The 15,916-nt window shown below is 72.7% G+C and carries 13 protein-coding genes; 1 reads left to right on the top strand and 12 read right to left on the bottom strand.

Features of this window, described 5'->3' with window-relative positions:
• Positions 1–12: 12 nt before the first annotated feature.
• The 12 genes from pgi to D7294_RS13330 all read right to left on the bottom strand — a co-directional run bounded on the left by pgi (position 13) and on the right by D7294_RS13330 (position 12,681).
• Positions 13–1,674, bottom strand: a complete 1,662-nt coding sequence (gene pgi / locus D7294_RS13385; RefSeq protein WP_120679368.1) for a glucose-6-phosphate isomerase — start codon at positions 1,672–1,674, stop codon at positions 13–15.
• A gap of 187 nt (positions 1,675–1,861) precedes the next feature.
• Positions 1,862–2,197, bottom strand: coding sequence for an RNA polymerase-binding protein RbpA (locus D7294_RS13380; protein WP_120679118.1), 336 nt, complete (start codon positions 2,195–2,197; stop codon positions 1,862–1,864).
• 106 nt (positions 2,198–2,303) lie between these two features.
• The gene (gene secG, locus D7294_RS13375) at positions 2,304–2,534 is read right to left on the bottom strand and encodes a preprotein translocase subunit SecG (RefSeq protein ID WP_120679116.1); all 231 of its coding nucleotides are present in this window, start codon (positions 2,532–2,534) and stop codon (positions 2,304–2,306) included.
• 144 nt (positions 2,535–2,678) lie between these two features.
• Complete coding sequence (tpiA, locus tag D7294_RS13370) at positions 2,679–3,458, bottom strand: triose-phosphate isomerase (protein WP_120679114.1); 780 nt, start codon at positions 3,456–3,458, stop codon at positions 2,679–2,681.
• A complete protein-coding gene (locus tag D7294_RS13365; RefSeq protein WP_120679366.1) occupies positions 3,455–4,669 on the bottom strand; it encodes a phosphoglycerate kinase in 1,215 nt (404 codons plus the stop codon). Before D7294_RS13365 ends, tpiA begins: the two co-directional genes overlap by 4 nt.
• 114 nt (positions 4,670–4,783) lie before the next feature.
• Complete coding sequence (gap, locus tag D7294_RS13360; protein ID WP_120679112.1) at positions 4,784–5,788, bottom strand: type I glyceraldehyde-3-phosphate dehydrogenase; 1,005 nt, start codon at positions 5,786–5,788, stop codon at positions 4,784–4,786.
• Positions 5,789–5,991: 203 nt separating this feature from the next.
• Positions 5,992–6,969 carry a DNA-binding protein WhiA gene (gene whiA / locus D7294_RS13355; protein WP_120679110.1) on the bottom strand — a complete coding sequence of 326 codons (978 nt, stop codon included), beginning with the start codon at positions 6,967–6,969 and terminating at the stop codon, positions 5,992–5,994.
• On the bottom strand, positions 6,960–8,045 hold the full coding sequence (locus D7294_RS13350) for a gluconeogenesis factor YvcK family protein (RefSeq protein WP_120679108.1): 1,086 nt from the start codon (positions 8,043–8,045) through the stop codon (positions 6,960–6,962). The genes whiA and D7294_RS13350 overlap by 10 nt, the downstream gene beginning before the upstream one ends.
• Positions 8,046–8,047: 2 nt before the next feature.
• The gene (rapZ, locus tag D7294_RS13345) at positions 8,048–8,983 is read right to left on the bottom strand and encodes an RNase adapter RapZ (protein WP_422070690.1); all 936 of its coding nucleotides are present in this window, start codon (positions 8,981–8,983) and stop codon (positions 8,048–8,050) included.
• Between the two features lie 68 nt (positions 8,984–9,051).
• Positions 9,052–11,046: an excinuclease ABC subunit UvrC gene (gene uvrC / locus D7294_RS13340; RefSeq protein WP_120679106.1), complete on the bottom strand. Its 1,995-nt coding sequence runs from the start codon at positions 11,044–11,046 to the stop codon at positions 9,052–9,054.
• 90 nt (positions 11,047–11,136) lie between these two features.
• Positions 11,137–11,793 (bottom strand): MBL fold metallo-hydrolase, encoded by a 657-nt coding sequence (locus D7294_RS13335; RefSeq protein ID WP_120679104.1) that lies wholly within the window; start codon positions 11,791–11,793, stop codon positions 11,137–11,139.
• A 165-nt stretch (positions 11,794–11,958) separates the two neighbouring features.
• On the bottom strand, positions 11,959–12,681 hold the full coding sequence (locus tag D7294_RS13330) for a maleylpyruvate isomerase family mycothiol-dependent enzyme (protein ID WP_120679102.1): 723 nt from the start codon (positions 12,679–12,681) through the stop codon (positions 11,959–11,961).
• Positions 12,682–12,895: 214 nt separating this feature from the next.
• Between D7294_RS13330 and uvrA the strand changes: the two genes are divergently transcribed.
• On the top strand, positions 12,896–15,826 hold the full coding sequence (uvrA, locus tag D7294_RS13325; protein ID WP_120679100.1) for an excinuclease ABC subunit UvrA: 2,931 nt from the start codon (positions 12,896–12,898) through the stop codon (positions 15,824–15,826).
• Positions 15,827–15,916: the final 90 nt, after the last annotated feature.

Raw genomic sequence — 15,916 nt, 5'->3', positions numbered from 1 at the left:
CCCGGCGGGGCCTCAGCGCCCGCGCAGCTCGCGGTAGCGGGCCACGAGGGCCGCGGTGGAGGGGTCGAGGTCCGTGTCCTCGGCCCCCGCGCCGTCCGCACGCAGCGCCGGCTCCACCCGCTTGGCCAGCACCTTGCCGAGCTCGACGCCCCACTGGTCGAAGGAGTCGATGTCCCAGACGGCGCCCTGCACGAACACCTTGTGCTCGTACAGGGCGATCAGCTGGCCGAGCACGGAGGGCGTCAGTTCGCTCGCCAGGATGGTCGTGGTCGGCCGGTTGCCGGGGAAGGTCCGGTGCGGCACGAGGTCCTCGGCGACGCCCTCGGCCCGCACCTCCTCGGCCGTCTTGCCGAAGGCCAGCGCCTGCCCCTGGGCGAAGAGGTTCGCCATCAGCAGGTCGTGCTGCTCGCGCAGCGGGGACTCCAGCTCGGCCACGGGCCTGGCGAAGCCGATGAGGTCGGCGGGGATCAGCTTGGTGCCCTGGTGCAGCAACTGGTAGTACGCGTGCTGCCCGTTGGTCCCCGGGGTGCCCCACACCACGGGCCCGGTCTGCCAGTTCACCGGCTCGCCCTGCCGGTCGACGTACTTGCCGTTGGACTCCATGTCCAGCTGCTGCAGGTAGGCGGTGAACCGGGACAGGTAGTGGCTGTAGGGCAGCACCGCGTGGGACTGCGCGCCGTGGAAGGCGCCGTACCACACCCCGAGCAGGCCGAGCAGGAGCGGCGCGTTCGCCTCGGGCGGGGCGCTGCGGAAGTGCTCGTCGACCAGCCGGAAACCGGCCAGCATCTCGCGGAACCGCTCGGGGCCGATGGCGATCATCAGGGACAGGCCGATCGCCGAGTCGTAGGAGTACCGGCCGCCGACCCAGTCCCAGAACTCGAACATGTTGGCCGTGTCGATGCCGAACGCGGCGACCTTCTCCGCGTTCGTCGAGACGGCCACGAAGTGCCGCGCCACGGCCGCCTCCTCGCCGCCCAGGCCCGCGAGCAGCCACTGCCTGGCCGAGGTGGCGTTGGTGAGGGTCTCGACCGTCGTGAAGGTCTTGGAGGACACGATGAACAGCGTCCGCTCCGGGTTCAGGTCCCGCAGCGCCTCGTGCAGGTCGGCGCCGTCCACGTTGCTCACGAAGCGGAAGCCGAGCCCGCGGGCGGTGAAGGGCCGCAGCGCCTCGTAGGCCATGGCGGGGCCGAGGTCGGAGCCGCCGATGCCGATGTTGACGACGGTCGTGATGCGCTCGCCGGTGTGCCCGGTCCACTCCCCCGAGCGCACCCGCTCGGCGAAGGCGGACATCCGGTCGAGGACCGCGTGCACGGCGGGGACGACGTTCTCCCCGTCCACCTCGGCCACGGCGCCTGCGGGCGCCCGCAGCGCGGTGTGCAGCACGGCCCGGCGCTCGGTGACGTTGATCTTCTCGCCGCGGAACATCGCCTCGCGCAGCGCGGCGACCCCGCGGGCCTCGGCGAGCCCGAGGAGCAGCCGCAGGGTCTCGTCCGTGACGAGGTGCTTGGAGTAGTCGAGGGTGAGGTCGCCGACCCGGAGCGTGTACCGCTCCGCGCGGCCGGGGTCGGCCGCGAACAGCTCGCGCAGCCGCACCTCCCCGAGCTCCGCGCGGTGCCTGCCGAGCGCGTCCCACTCCGGCGTCCGATCCAGCCTGTCCCGGCCTGCCGCGTTCATGTTCGCCATCCAGCCCATTCTTCGGTCTTCGCTTCCCCCCGCCGGCTCCACGCTAGTCGATCACGCGGACGGGCGGGCGGGGGAAAGGCGCGAGCCCGCTCACGGGCCGCAGGGCCGGTGCGCGGGCTCTCGGGGACTGCCGAAGGTGCCGCTGGTGCCGGGCCGCCGGGCGGGCGCCCCGGCCGGCTCAGATCTCGCCGCGAAGCTTGGCCAGCGCCTCGGCGAGGATGGCCTCGCCGTCGGCGTCGCTGCGCCGCTCGCGGACGTAGGCGAGATGGGTCTTGTAGGGCTCCGTGCGCGGCGGCGCCGGTGGGGCGTCCCGCTCGGTGCCCGCCGGGAAGCCGCAGCGCGGACAGTCCCAGGTTTCCGGAATCTGTGCGTCGCTGGCGAAGCTGGGCTGCGTCTCGTGCCCGTTCGCGCACCAGAAGGAGACCCTCAGCCGAGGAGCGGACTCGCCGCGCTCGGCCTCACCCATGGGCCCCGCCCCGACCCGGCTGCCCCGGATCGCGTTGCCACCTGCCACGGTCGTTACTCCCTGCCTGACATCCTGCGAAGTCCTCAGTCTATGCAAGGCTCAACGCACGTCCAGTGCTTCGAGTTACTGACTTACCCGCGCGCGGCCAGGCCGGCTAGGACTTCATCAGCAGACCCAGCGCGACCACGATTCCGAACCAGATGAGCCCCACGACGATGGTGATCCGGTCCAGGTTGCGCTCGGCGACCGAGGAGCCGCCGACCGAGGACTGCATGCCACCGCCGAACATGTCGGAGAGGCCGCCGCCCTTGCCCTTGTGCATGAGCACGAGCAACCCCAACAGGAAGCTGAAGATGATCAGCGCGATCTGGAACGCCGTTTCCACGACTGGACCAACTCTCTCAACAGCGGACAGTTAACTGAGGACGACTTGCGAGGAACCGAAGACGACCACCGACTACTCTGCGTTCGGGGCCGGGCGCGGACGACACGGCGCCGCGCTCCCGGCCCCTCGACAGGGTACCGCCACCTACTGGTCGCGGAACCGGACGATCTTGACGAACTCCTCGGCGTCCAGCGAGGCGCCGCCCACCAGGGCGCCGTCCACGTCCGCCTGTGCCATGATCGCCGCCACGTTGCCCGACTTGACCGAGCCGCCGTACTGGATGCGCACGCCGTCCGCCAGCGCCCCGTCGTAGAGCTCGGCGAGCCTGCCCCGGATCGCCGCGCAGGCCTCCTGGGCGTCCTCGGGGGTGGCGACCTCGCCGGTGCCGATGGCCCACACCGGCTCGTAGGCCACGACGAGGGAGGCGGCCTGCTCGGCCGGGACGTCCTTCAGCGCGCCGTCGAGCTGGGCGAGGGTGTGCGCGATGTGCTCCCCCGCCTTGCGGACCTCGAGCGGCTCGCCCACGCACAGGATGGGCGTCAGCCCGTGCCGGTAGGCGGCCTTGACCTTGGCGTTGCACAGCTCGTCGCCCTCGCCGTGGTACTGGCGGCGCTCGGAGTGGCCGACGACCGCGTAGGCGCAGTTCAGCTTGGCGAGCATCGGCCCCGACACCTCGCCGGTGTAGGCGCCCGCGTCGTGCGCGGAGATGTCCTGGGCGCCGTACCTGATCCGCAGCTTGTCGCCGTCGACCAGGGTCTGCACCGAGCGCAGGTCGGTGAACGGCGGCAGGACCGCGACCTCGACCGCGTCCAGGTCCTTGTCGGAGAGCGCGAAGGCGAGCTTCTGGACGTGGGCGATGGCCTCCAGGTGGTTGAGGTTCATCTTCCAGTTGCCCGCCATCAGCGGGGTACGGGCCTGGCTCATGCCGTCTCCTCGTCACTCAGCGCCGCGAGCCCTGGCAGCTCCTTGCCCTCCAGGTACTCGAGGCTGGCGCCGCCGCCGGTCGAGATGTGTCCGAAAGCCGACTCGTCGAAGCCGAGGAGCCGGACCGCCGCGGCCGAGTCCCCGCCGCCGACGACCGTGAAGGCCGGGCTGTCGAGCAGCGCCTGGGCCACGGCCCTGGTGCCCTCGGCGAAGTCCGGGTGCTCGAAGACGCCCATCGGGCCGTTCCAGAAGACGGTGGCCGCGTCGGCGAGCTTCGCGGCGTACAGCTTCCGGCTCTCCGGGCCGATGTCCAGGCCGATCAGGCCCTCCGGGATGGCGTCCGCCGGCACCGTCACGGGGTCGGCCGGGGCCTTGGTCTTCAGGTCGGGGAACGCGGTGGCGCCCACCACGTCCACGGGGAGCACGAACTCCACGCCGCGCTCCTGCGCCCGGCGCAGGTACTCCTGCACCGCCGGGATCTGGTCCTCCTGGAGCAGGGAGGCGCCCACCTCGTGGCCCTGGGCCTTGAGGAAGGTGAAGAGCATGCCGCCGCCGATGATGATGCGGTCGGCCTTCTGCAGCAGGTTGTCGATCACGCCGAGCTTGTCGGAGACCTTGGCGCCGCCGAGCACGACGGCGTACGGCCGGGCCACGTCCTCGGTGAGCTGCCGCAGGACGCCGACCTCGGTGGCGATCAGGCCGCCGGCCGCGTGCGGCAGCCGGGCGGGCAGGTCGAAGACGGAGGCGTGCCTGCGGTGCACCGCGCCGAAGCCGTCGCCGACGTAGCGGTCGGCGAGTTCCGCGAGGCGGTCGGCGAAGGCGCCGCGCTCGGCCGCGTCCTTGCTGGTCTCCCCGGCGTTGAAGCGGAGGTTCTCCAGCAGCGCCACCTGCCCGTCCGCGAGTGCGGCGACGGTGGCGCGGGCGGAGTCGCCCACGGTGTCGGAGGCGAAGGCGACGGGCCTGCCGAGCAGCTCGCCGAGCCGCTCGGCGACGGGGGCGAGGGAGTACTGCGGGTCCGGCGCGCCCTTGGGGCGGCCGAGGTGGGAGGCGACGATCACCTTCGCGCCCGCCTCGGCGAGCCTGGTGATGGTCGGCACGGCGGCCCTGATCCGGCCGTCGTCGGTGATGGTCCCGCCGGAGAGCGGGACGTTGAGGTCGGCGCGGACGAACACCCGCGCTCCGGCGACCTCGAGGTCGTCAATCGTCTTCATGCTCATGACTGTCTGCTGGCTCCTACCGGTGGTGGCCGTGTGGCGCGTGCCCGTGCGGACGTGAGGGCCCGCGGCGCGCCGTGCGTGCCGCGAGCCCCGCGTCGTTCGTCCGGGTCAGAGCCGCTCGCCGACGTAGACCGTCAGGTCGGCCAGGCGGTTGGAGTAGCCCCACTCGTTGTCGTACCAGCCGACGACCTTGACCTGCTTGCCCTGCGCCATGGTCAGCGAGGAGTCGAAGGTGCAGGAGGCCGGCCAGTTCACGATGTCGGAGGAGACGATCTGGTCCTCCGTGTACTCGACGATGCCCTTGAGCTGGGTCTCGGCCGCGGTGCGGAAGGCCGCGTTGACCTCGTCCTTGGTGACCTCGCGGTCCAGCTCGACGACCAGGTCGGTGACCGAGCCGGTCGGGACCGGGACGCGCATGGCGATGCCGTCGAGCTTGCCCTTGAGCTGGGGCAGGACCAGCGCGGTCGCCTTGGCGGCGCCGGTGGTGGTCGGGATGATGTTCAGCGCGGCGGCCCTGGCCCGGCGCAGGTCCTTGTGCGGGAAGTCCAGGATGCGCTGGTCGTTGGTGTACGCGTGCACGGTCGTCATCAGGCCCTTGACGATGCCGAAGCTCTCGTCGAGCACCTTGGCCATCGGCGCCACGCAGTTGGTGGTGCAGGAGGCGTTGGAGATGACGTCGTGGGTGGCCGGGTCGTACTTGTCCTGGTTGACGCCCATGACGATGGTGACGTCCTCGTTCTTCGCGGGCGCGGAGATGAGGACCTTCTTGGCGCCCGCGGCCAGGTGCTTGGCGGCGTCGTCGCGCTTGGTGAAGATGCCGGTCGACTCGATCACGATGTCGGCGCCGAGCTCGCCCCAGGGCAGGGCGGCCGGGTCTCGCTCGGCCAGGGTCTTGAAGGTCTGGTTGCCGACGGTGATGGTGTCCTCGGTGTGGCTGACCTCTTCCTTGAGGCGGCCGAGAACACTGTCGTACTTCAGCAGATGCACCAGGGTCGCGTTGTCGGTCAGGTCGTTGACGCCGACGATCTGGACATCCGCTCCCTGTTCAAGGAGCGCGCGGAAGTAGTTGCGACCGATACGGCCAAAGCCGTTGATTCCTACGCGGATCGTCACGAACCGATCTCCTCGTTGGTACGCCGGTGAAACGGACACCGGCGATGCTGTATGGGATGTCCCCGACCACCTTCGACCCTACCGCGCCGCGCTTTCCCGGGTGACATCGACCAGGCGTGTTCGGGCCCCCGTCCCGGCCCGTCACGCCCGGGGGCGGCGGGCCCGGCGGGGGCCGGGCGGGCGGTGCGGGAGCCGACGGTTCCTCAGCCCACCATCTCCTCGGTGAGGTTCGACTCGGTGCCGGGGATGCCCAGGTCCTGGGCGCGCTTGTCGGCCATCGCGAGCAGCCGCCTGATGCGCCCGGCGACCGCGTCCTTGGTCAGCGGCGGGTCGGCCAGGGCGCCGAGTTCCTCCAGCGAGGCCTGCTTGTGCTCCATGCGCAGCCGCCCGGCCGCCGCGAGGTGGTCGGGCACCTCGTCGCCCAGGATCTCCAAAGCCCGGTGGACGCGGGCGCCGGCCGCGACGGCGGCCCTGGCGGAGCGCCGGAGATTGGCGTCGTCGAAGTTGGCCAGCCGGTTGGCGGTGGCCCGCACCTCGCGCCGCATCCTGCGCTCCTCCCAGGCCAGGACGGACTCGTGGGCGCCGAGCCTGGTCAGCAGCGCGCCGATGGCATCACCGTCACGGACGACCACGCGGTCCACGCTGCGCACCTCGCGGGCCTTGGCGCTGATCTGCAGCCGCCTGGCGGCGCCGACCAGGGCGAGGGCGGCCTCGGGCCCGGGGCAGGTGACCTCGAGCGAGGAGGAGCGGCCCGGCTCGGTGAGCGAGCCGTGGGCGAGGAACGCCCCGCGCCAGGCGGCCTCGGCGTCGCAGGTGGCCCCGGAGACGACCTGCGGCGGCAGGCCGCGGATGGGACGGCCCCTGCCGTCCACCAGGCCGGTCTGCCGGGCCAGCTGGTCGCCGCCCGCGACCACGCGGACCACGTACCTGCTGCCGCGGCGCAGGCCGGCGGGCGCCATGACCACGAGGTCGGAGCTGTGCCCGAAGATCTCCAGAATGTCCCTGCGCAGCCTGCGGGCGGCGATCCCGGTGTCGAGCTCGGCCTCGATCACGATCCGCCCGCTGACCAGGTGCAGCCCGCCCGCGAAGCGCAGGATCGACGACACCTCCGACTTGCGGCAGCAGGTGCGGGTCACGGGAAGCCGGGAGATCTCGTCCTTCACCGCGGGCGTCATCGCCATGGGCCGATCCTTCCATGCATCCGAAAAATACGGTCGTACGCGGCGGCCAGCAGCTCCGGATCGTGCCGGGGGCCGTCGGGCGCGGCCACCGGCGCCAGCTCCACCTCGGCCCCCAGGCGCTCCGCGGCCCGGCGCAGACTCTCCAGGTCAGGCACGGCGGCCTGATCGGCCAGCACCACGTCAAAGGCGAGTTTAGGGGCGTGTTGTACCAAAACCTCCACATGACGCTGCGGGGAGAACCCATCAGTTTCCCCCGGCTGTGGCGCCAGGTTGAGGGAGAGCACGCGGCGCGCCCTGGTGGTCACCAGGGCGTCGCGCAGGGCCGGCACCAGCAGGTGCGGGATGACCGAGGAGAACCAGGAGCCGGGGCCGAGGACCACCCAGTCCGCGTCGAGGACGGCCTCGACCGCCTCGGGCACGGCGGGCGGGTCGCCCGGCACCAGCTCCACCTTGCGGACCTCCCCCGGGGTCAGGGCGACGGCGGCCTGCCCGCGGACCCGGCCGAGATCGGACGGCCTGGCCGGGTCGTGCCCGCGCACCAGCGCCTCCAGTTCGAGCGGCACGGCCGACATCGGCAGCACCCGGCCGTGCGCGCCCAGCAGCTTCCCGACCAGGTCGAGGGCCAGCACGTGGTCGCCGAGCTGCTCCCAGAGGGCGACGATCAGCAGGTTGCCCACGGCGTGGTCGTGCAGCGCGCCCTCGCTCTTGAAGCGGTGCTGGATCACCTCGGACCAGGTGCGGCCCCACTCGTCGTCGCCGCACAGCGCCGCCAGGGCCTTGCGCAGGTCGCCCGGGGGCAGCACGCCCAGCTCGTCGCGCAGCCTGCCGCTCGACCCGCCGTCGTCGGCGACCGTGACGACGGCGGTCAGGTCGCCGGTGATCCGGCGCAGCGCCGTCAGCGAGGCGGACAGGCCCATGCCGCCGCCGAGGGCGACGACCTTGGGCTGGGCGCCGCGTCCGCCGCGCCGCGGCCGGAGGCCGAGCCGTCCGCGCGCGGCCGCCCGCGGCCTGGGGCCGCCCTCGAGCCGGTCCCCTTCCTGCGCTGTCCGGCGCTGCCGGACCCCCTTGCGCGGCATGCCTATTCGCGCCCCATGTCCCGGTGGACGACGACGGTCTCGACGCCCTCCGCGGCCAGGCGGCGGGCCAGCCGCTCGGACATGGCGACGCTGCGGTGCTTGCCGCCGGTGCAGCCGACGGCGATGGTGACGTACCGCTTGCCCTCGCGGCGGTAGCCGGCGGCGATCAGCTGGAGCAGCTCGGCGTAGCGGTCGAGGAACTCCTTGGCGCCCGGCTGGTTGAACACGTAGCCGGCGACCTCCTCGCTGGTCCCGGTGAAGGGGCGCAGCTCGGGGACCCAGTGCGGGTTGGGCAGGAAGCGGCAGTCGACGACGTGGTCGGCGTCCACGGGCAGGCCGTACTTGTACCCGAAGGACATCACCGTGGCGCGCAGCTCGGGCTCGTCGCCGCTGGTGAACTGGGCGTCCATCTTGGCGCGCAGCTCGTGTACGTTCAGGTGGGAGGTGTCGATCACCAGGTCGGCGTCGCCGCGCAGCTCGCGCAGCAGGTCGCGCTCGGCCGCGATGCCGTCGACGATGCGGCCCTCGCCCTGCAGCGGGTGCGGTCTGCGGACCGACTCGAAGCGCTGGACCAGGGCGTTGTCCGAGGCCTCGAGGAAGACGACCCGGCGGGTGACCCCCTTGGCGTCCAGGTCGGTCAGGGACTCGCGGAGGCTGTCGAAGAAGCTGCGCCCGCGCACGTCGACGACCACCGCGATGCGGGCGACGTTCCCCTGGGAGCGGGCGCCGAGGTCGACCATGGTGGGGATCAGGGCCGGGGGGAGGTTGTCCACCACGAACCAGCCGAGGTCCTCCAGGCACTTGGCCGCGGTGCTGCGGCCCGCGCCCGACATGCCGGTGATGATCACCAGCTCGGGCGTGGGGCCCTGCTCCTCGGCCCCTGCCGCGGGGGGCGGGGCGGTGGTCTGTTCTTCGCGTCTGGTCTGTTCGCTCATCATGCAGTTCCCCCGCCTGTCCTCATCCGTCTTCCGGTGTGTGCGTCACGTGGGTGCGGTCCGCCGCCGGCTCATTCCTCGACGATCTCCCCGGTGGCGGTGTTGACCGCGGGGGCGGTCCTGCCGCCCTCGGCGAGGGCGGCGGCGACCGTCTCCGCGGTCTTCGGGCCTATGCCGGGCACCCCGGCGATCTCCTCGACCGTCGCGGCGCGCAGCCGCTTGACCGAGCCGAAGTGCTTGAGCAGGGCCTTCTTGCGGGTCTCCCCGAGGCCGGGCACGGCGTCGAGCGGACTCCTCCTCATCGATTGTGACCGCTTGCCGCGCTGGTAGCGGATCGCGAAGCGGTGGGCCTCGTCACGCACCCGCTGCAGCAGGTAGAGGCCCTCGCTGGTGCGGGGGAGGATCACGGGATCGTCCTCGCCCGGCAGCCAGACCTCCTCCAGCCGCTTGGCCAGCCCGCACACGGCGACGTCCTCGACGCCGAGCTCGTCCATGGCCCGGCGGGCGGCGGCCACCTGCGGCTGCCCGCCGTCCACCACCACGAGCTGCGGGGGGTAGGCGAAGCGCTTGGGGCGGCCGTCCTCCGTGCGGGAGGACGCCGGCGCCTCGTCCTCCGGTTCCTCCCCGTTTGCCGCGGCCTCGGCCACGGCCCACTCCCCGGTGCGCTCGCGCTCGCGCAGGTAGCGGCGGAAGCGGCGGGAGATCACCTCGTGCATGGCGCGGACGTCGTCCTGCCCGGCGAAGCTCTTGATCTGGAAGCGGCGGTACTCGCTCTTGCGGGCCAGGCCGTCCTCGAAGACGACCATGGAGGCGACCACGTCGTCGCCCTGGAAGTGGGAGATGTCGAAGCACTCGATGCGCAGCGGCGCCGAGTCCAGGGCGAGGGCCTCCGCGATCTCCTCCAGGGCCCGGGAGCGGGTGGTCAGGTCGGAGGCCCGCTTGGTCTTGTGCAGGGCGAGCGCCTGCTGGGCGTTGCGCTGCACCGTGGCCATCAGGTCCCGCTTGTCGCCGCGCTGCGGGACGCGCAGGCTGACCCGGGAGCCGCGGCGCTCGCCGAGCCACTGCGCGACGGGCTCGGCCGGCTCGGGGAGCGCGGGGACCAGCACCTCGCGCGGCACGCCCTCGCCGCGCTCCTCGCCGTAGAGCTGCTGCAGGGCGCTCTCGACGAGCTGCGGCAGGTCGACGTGCTCCACCTTGTCGGTGACCCAGCCGCGCTGGCCGCGGACCCGGCCGCCGCGGACGTGGAAGATCTGCACGGCGGCCTCCAGCTCGTCCTCCGCCACCGCGATCAGGTCGGCGTCGGTGGCGTCGGCGAGGACGACCGCGTTCTTCTCCATGGCGCGGCGCAGCGCCTCGATGTCGTCGCGCAGCCGGCCGGCCCGCTCGTACTCCAGCTCCTCGGCCGCCTCGTGCATCCGCTCCTCGAGGCGGCGCAGGTAGGTGCCGGTGCGCCCGGCCATGAAGTCGCAGAACTCCTCGGCGAGCTCGCGGTGCTCCTCGGGGGTGACGCGGCCGATGCAGGGGGCGGAGCACTTGTCGATGTAGCCCAGGAGGCAGGGGCGGCCTATGGCGTTGGCCCGCTTGAACACGCCCGCCGAGCAGGTGCGGATCGGGAAGACGCGCAGCAGCAGGTCGACCGTCTCGCGGATCGCCCAGGCGTGGCCGTAGGGGCCGAAGTACCGCACGCCCTTGCGCTTGGGGCCGCGCATCACCTGGGCCCGCGGGTACTCCTCGTTCATCGTCACCGCGAGCGACGGATAGCTCTTGTCGTCGCGGTACTTGACGTTGAATCGGGGGTCGAACTCCTTGATCCAGGAGTATTCGAGCTGGAGGGCCTCGACCTCGGTGGAGACGACGGTCCAGTCCACCGAGGCTGCGGTGGTGACCATCGTGGCCGTCCTCGGGTGCAGCCCGCCGATGTCCTGGAAGTACGAGGAGAGGCGCTGCCGCAGGCTCTTGGCCTTTCCGACGTAGATGACCCGGCCGTGCTGGTCACGGAAGCGGTAGACGCCCGGGGACTCGGGGATCTCGCCGGGCTTCGGTCGGTAGCTGGAGGGGTCGGCCATGACCGCCACCCTACTGCCGGGAACTGACAGTGAGTGACGCACGCGCGGCGGCGCCCCCGCGCCCCGGGGCGCCGCCTCCCCTCCCCGGGGCTACCAGCCGCGTTCGCGCCACTCGGGCAGGTGCGGGCGTTCGGCGCCCAGGGTGGTGTCGGCGCCGTGCCCGGGGTAGACCCAGGTCTCGTCGGGGAGCGCGCCGAAGAGCTTGGCCTCCACGTCGCGCAGCAGGCTCGCGAACGCGGCGGCGTCGCCCCGCGTGTTGCCGACGCCGCCGGGGAAGAGGGAGTCGCCGGTGAACACGTGGGGGTGACCCTCGGGATCGTCGTAGACGAGCGCGACGGAGCCCGGGGTGTGGCCGACGAGGTGACGGACGGTGAGGCGGCAGGCGCCGACGGGGATCTCGTCCCCGTCGGCCACCGGCACGTCGGTGGGCACCGGGATGGCCGGGGCGTCCTCGCGGCCCGCGTAGGTGCGCGCGCCGGTGGCGCGCACGACCTCGGCGAGCGCCTGCCAGTGGTCCCCGTGCCGGTGCGTGGTGACGACGCCGGCCAGGCCGGCCTCGCCGGCCAGCCGCAGCAGGGTGGCGGGCTCGGCGGCGGCGTCGATCAGCAGCTGCTCGCCGGTCCGCCGGCAGCGCAGCAGGTAGGCGTTGTTGTCGTGGGGGCCGACCGCGACCTTGGAGATGATCAGTTCGGCCAGCTCGTGCGCGTCGGCCGGGCCGCCGACGGTGACGTTTCCGGTGTACGGCATGGCAGCCAGTCTCCCCCAGGCGGCCGGGACCGGCGCCCTGCCCGGGCCCGCCGCCGGGCGGCGGGGCGGGTTCCGGGCGGGGCGGGTTCCGGGCGGGCCGTGGCCCGGCGCGGGCGGCCGGGCGGGGTGCGCCCCGCCCGGCGCGGCGCGGCCGGGCGGGGTGCGTCAGAGAGGCGGGAGGACGGGCAGGGGGCCGGCGGAGGTCAGGCCGCTGCCCGAGGTGCGCCCGCTGAGCCAGCCGACGAGCGCGGCGGGGGTGCCGGCCACGGTGCGCGGCGGGCCGGCGTCCGGGTCGGTGCTGCCGGTGCGCCAGCTGCGGCCGTCCTCGGAGCGCAGCAGGAGCGGCGGCACGTCCCCGCGCCCGGCGAAGCGGGCGGCGAGGTAGCCGGGCGCCGGGGTGAGGAAGGCGCCGGAGAGGTCGGCGATGCCGTGGCCGACGTCCAGGTCGACGTGGTGGAGCTCGACCTCGGTCCAGCGGCGCAGGGGGACGTCGGCGGCCACTCCCCTGACTCCGCCCCGGAAGGTGACGGGCACCGCCCAGTCTGCGCCCGAGCGGGCGGCGGCGGCCGCGGCGAGCCGGGCGGCGCTCGCCTCGATCTCGGCGTGGTGGACGGCGGCCGGGCGGCCGGCGTCCCGCTCGATGGCCGCGTCGCGCGCCTCCTCGCCGGGGTACATGGGGCGGCCCTCGAGGACGTTGACCATGGCGTCGGCGTGGTGCGCGAGGTGGGCGAGGAGGTGCCCCCTGGTCCAGCCGGGGAGTCTGGACGGCCGGCCGACGGCGGCGTCGTCCAGCGTGGCCACGGCGGCGAGGAGGCGTTCCGTCGCGTCCCGGAGGCCGGCGAGTTCGGCCGCGGGGGAGGGCGTGGGTTCGGCAGTGGGCTCGGGCATGGCCTCACGCTACCGGCCCCTCCCGGTGGGCGGCGGGCACGCCGGGGCAGAGAATCGAACTCGCGTGCGATAGGCTGCGTGGCCCGGGACCGCGGCGCCCCGGGGGCGGCCGGCAGCCCGCTGCCGGAACCGCCTGTCAGACACCGCCCCTACTCTTGGATGGGGGAGCCCGCATCCGCGGACCCCGGTCCATACACGAAAGGTGCCATCCGGCGTGGCCGACCGACTCATCGTTCGTGGCGCTCGCGAGCACAACCTGCGCAATGTCTCGCTCGACCTGCCCCGCGACTCGCTCATCGTCTTCACCGGGCTGTCGGGTTCCGGCAAGTCCTCGCTGGCCTTCGACACGATCTTCGCCGAGGGCCAGCGGCGCTACGTGGAGTCGCTGTCCGCCTACGCCAGGCAGTTCCTCGGGCAGATGGACAAGCCGGACGTGGACTTCATCGAGGGCCTGTCCCCCGCCGTGTCCATCGACCAGAAGTCCACCTCGCGCAACCCGCGCTCCACGGTCGGCACGATCACCGAGGTCTACGACTACCTGCGGCTGCTCTTCGCGAGGATCGGCAAGCCGCACTGCCCCGCGTGCGGGCGCCCCATCGCCAGGCAGTCGCCCCAGGCCATCGTGGACCGGGTGCTCGGCCTGGAGGAGGGGAGCCGGTTCCAGGTGCTCTCCCCGCTGGTCAGGCAGCGCAAGGGCGAGTTCGCCGACCTCTTCTCCGACCTCCAGACCAAGGGCTACAGCCGGGCGCGGGTGGACGGGGTGACGGTGCAGCTGGCCGACCCGCCGAGGCTGAAGAAGCAGGAGAAGCACACCATCGAGGTGGTGGTGGACCGGCTGACGGTCAAGGAGAGCGCCAAGCGGCGGCTGACCGACTCGGTGGAGACGGCGCTCGGCCTGTCGGGCGGCATGGTGGTCCTCGACTTCGTCGACCTGCCCGAGGACGACCCGCAGCGCGAGCGGATGTTCTCCGAGCACCTGTACTGCCCGTACGACGACCTGTCCTTCGAGGAGCTGGAGCCGCGCTCCTTCTCCTTCAACTCCCCCTTCGGCGCCTGCCCCGAGTGCACCGGCATCGGCAGCAGGATGGAGGTGGACCCCGAGCTGATCGTCCCGGATCCCGAGCGGACGCTGGACGACGGCGCCATCCACCCCTGGTCCAACGGCCACACCAAGGGGTACTTCCACCTGCTGATCAGCGCCCTGGCCAAGGAGCTGAACTTCAGGACCGACATCCCCTGGGACGGGCTGCCCCAGCGCGCCCGCAAGGCCCTGCTGTACGGGCACAAGAGCAAGATCGAGGTCAGGTACGAGAACCGCCACGGCCAGGAGCGGGCGTACACCACGGCCTTCGAGGGCGCGATCCCCTTCATCAGGCGCCGGCACGCCGAGGCCGAGTCGGACTCCAGCCGGGAGCGCTTCGAGGGGTACATGCGCGAGGCCCCCTGCCCGGCCTGCCGGGGCACCAGGCTGAAGCCGCTGATCCTCGCGGTGACGGTCCAGGGCAGGTCGATCGCGGACGTGGCGGGCATGTCGATCAGCGAGTGCGCCGAGTTCCTGCGCGGGATGACGCTGACCCCGCGCGAGAAGACGATCGCCGAGCGGGTCCTGAAGGAGGTCAACGAGCGGCTGCGCTTCCTCGTCGACGTGGGCCTCGACTACCTGTCGCTCGACCGGGCCGCGGGCACCCTCTCGGGCGGCGAGGCGCAGCGCATCCGGCTCGCCACGCAGATCGGCTCGGGACTGGTCGGCGTGCTGTACGTGCTGGACGAGCCCTCCATCGGCCTGCACCAGCGGGACAACCACCGGCTGATCGAGACCCTGGTCCGGCTGCGCGACCTGGGCAACACGCTGATCGTCGTGGAGCACGACGAGGACACCATCAAGACCTCGGACTGGGTGGTGGACATCGGCCCCGGCGCCGGCGAGCACGGCGGCAAGGTGGTGCACAGCGGCCCGCTGGCCGAACTGCTGGCCAACGAGGACTCGCTGACCGGGCAGTACCTCGCGGGCACGCGGTCCATCCCGATCCCCGAGGCGCGCCGCCCCACGGACCCGAAGCGCCGGCTGACGGTGCACGGCGCCCGGGCGAACAACCTGCGGGACATCGACGTCAGCTTCCCGCTCGGCGTGCTGACCTCGGTCACCGGCGTCTCGGGCTCGGGCAAGTCCACGCTGGTCAACGACATCCTCTACACCCACCTGGCGCGCGAGCTGCACGGGGCCAAGACGGTGCCCGGCCGCCACACCCGGGTGACGGGCGACGACCTGGTGGACAAGGTGGTGCACGTCGACCAGTCGCCCATCGGCCGCACCCCGCGGTCGAACCCGGCCACCTACACCGGCGTCTTCGACCACATCCGCCGGCTGTTCGCGGAGACGACCGAGGCGAAGGTGCGGGGGTACCAGCCGGGCCGCTTCTCGTTCAACGTCAAGGGCGGCCGCTGCGAGAACTGCTCGGGCGACGGCACGATCAAGATCGAGATGAACTTCCTGCCCGACGTGTACGTGCCCTGCGAGGTCTGCCACGGCGCCCGGTACAACCGGGAGACGCTGGAGGTGCACTACAAGGGCAAGTCGATCGCCGAGGTGCTCGACCTGCCGATCGAGGAGGCCCTCGGCTTCTTCGAGGCCGTGCCCGCCATCGCCAGGCACCTGCGGACCCTCACCGACGTCGGCCTGGGGTACGTGCGGCTCGGCCAGCCGGCGCCGACCCTCTCCGGCGGCGAGGCCCAGCGGGTGAAGCTGGCCTCCGAGCTCCAGCGGCGGGCCACCGGCTCCACGGTCTACGTGCTGGACGAGCCGACGACCGGGCTGCACTTCGAGGACATCAGGAAGCTGATCACGGTTTTGTCCGGGCTGGTCGACAAGGGCAACACGGTGATCGTCATCGAGCACAACCTGGACGTGATCAAGACCTCGGACTGGATCGTGGACATGGGGCCCGAGGGCGGCAGCGGCGGCGGGCTCGTCGTCGCCGAGGGCACGCCCGAGCAGGTCGCCGCGGTGCCCGCCAGCCACACGGGGAAGTTCCTGCGGGACCTGCTCGGAGACCGGGTGCACGACGCCGACGCCCAGGTCGCGGCGCGGCGCTCGCCGGGCGGCGGCGCGCGCGGGCGCAAGAAGGCCGCCGCGCGCCGGGCCTGACCGCCCCCCGGGCCCTCCCTTCTCCGGTTCCTGCCTTCTCCGGTTCCTCCCGGCCCGTCTCTCCCCCGGCCGGTTTCGCCGCGGTCCCTG

Origin of the sequence: Streptomyces hoynatensis (assembly GCF_003626535.1) — a bacterium.
Classification (GTDB): Bacteria; Actinomycetota; Actinomycetes; order Streptomycetales; family Streptomycetaceae; genus Streptomyces; species Streptomyces hoynatensis.
This window is presented reverse-complemented; position numbering and strand designations above follow the sequence as displayed.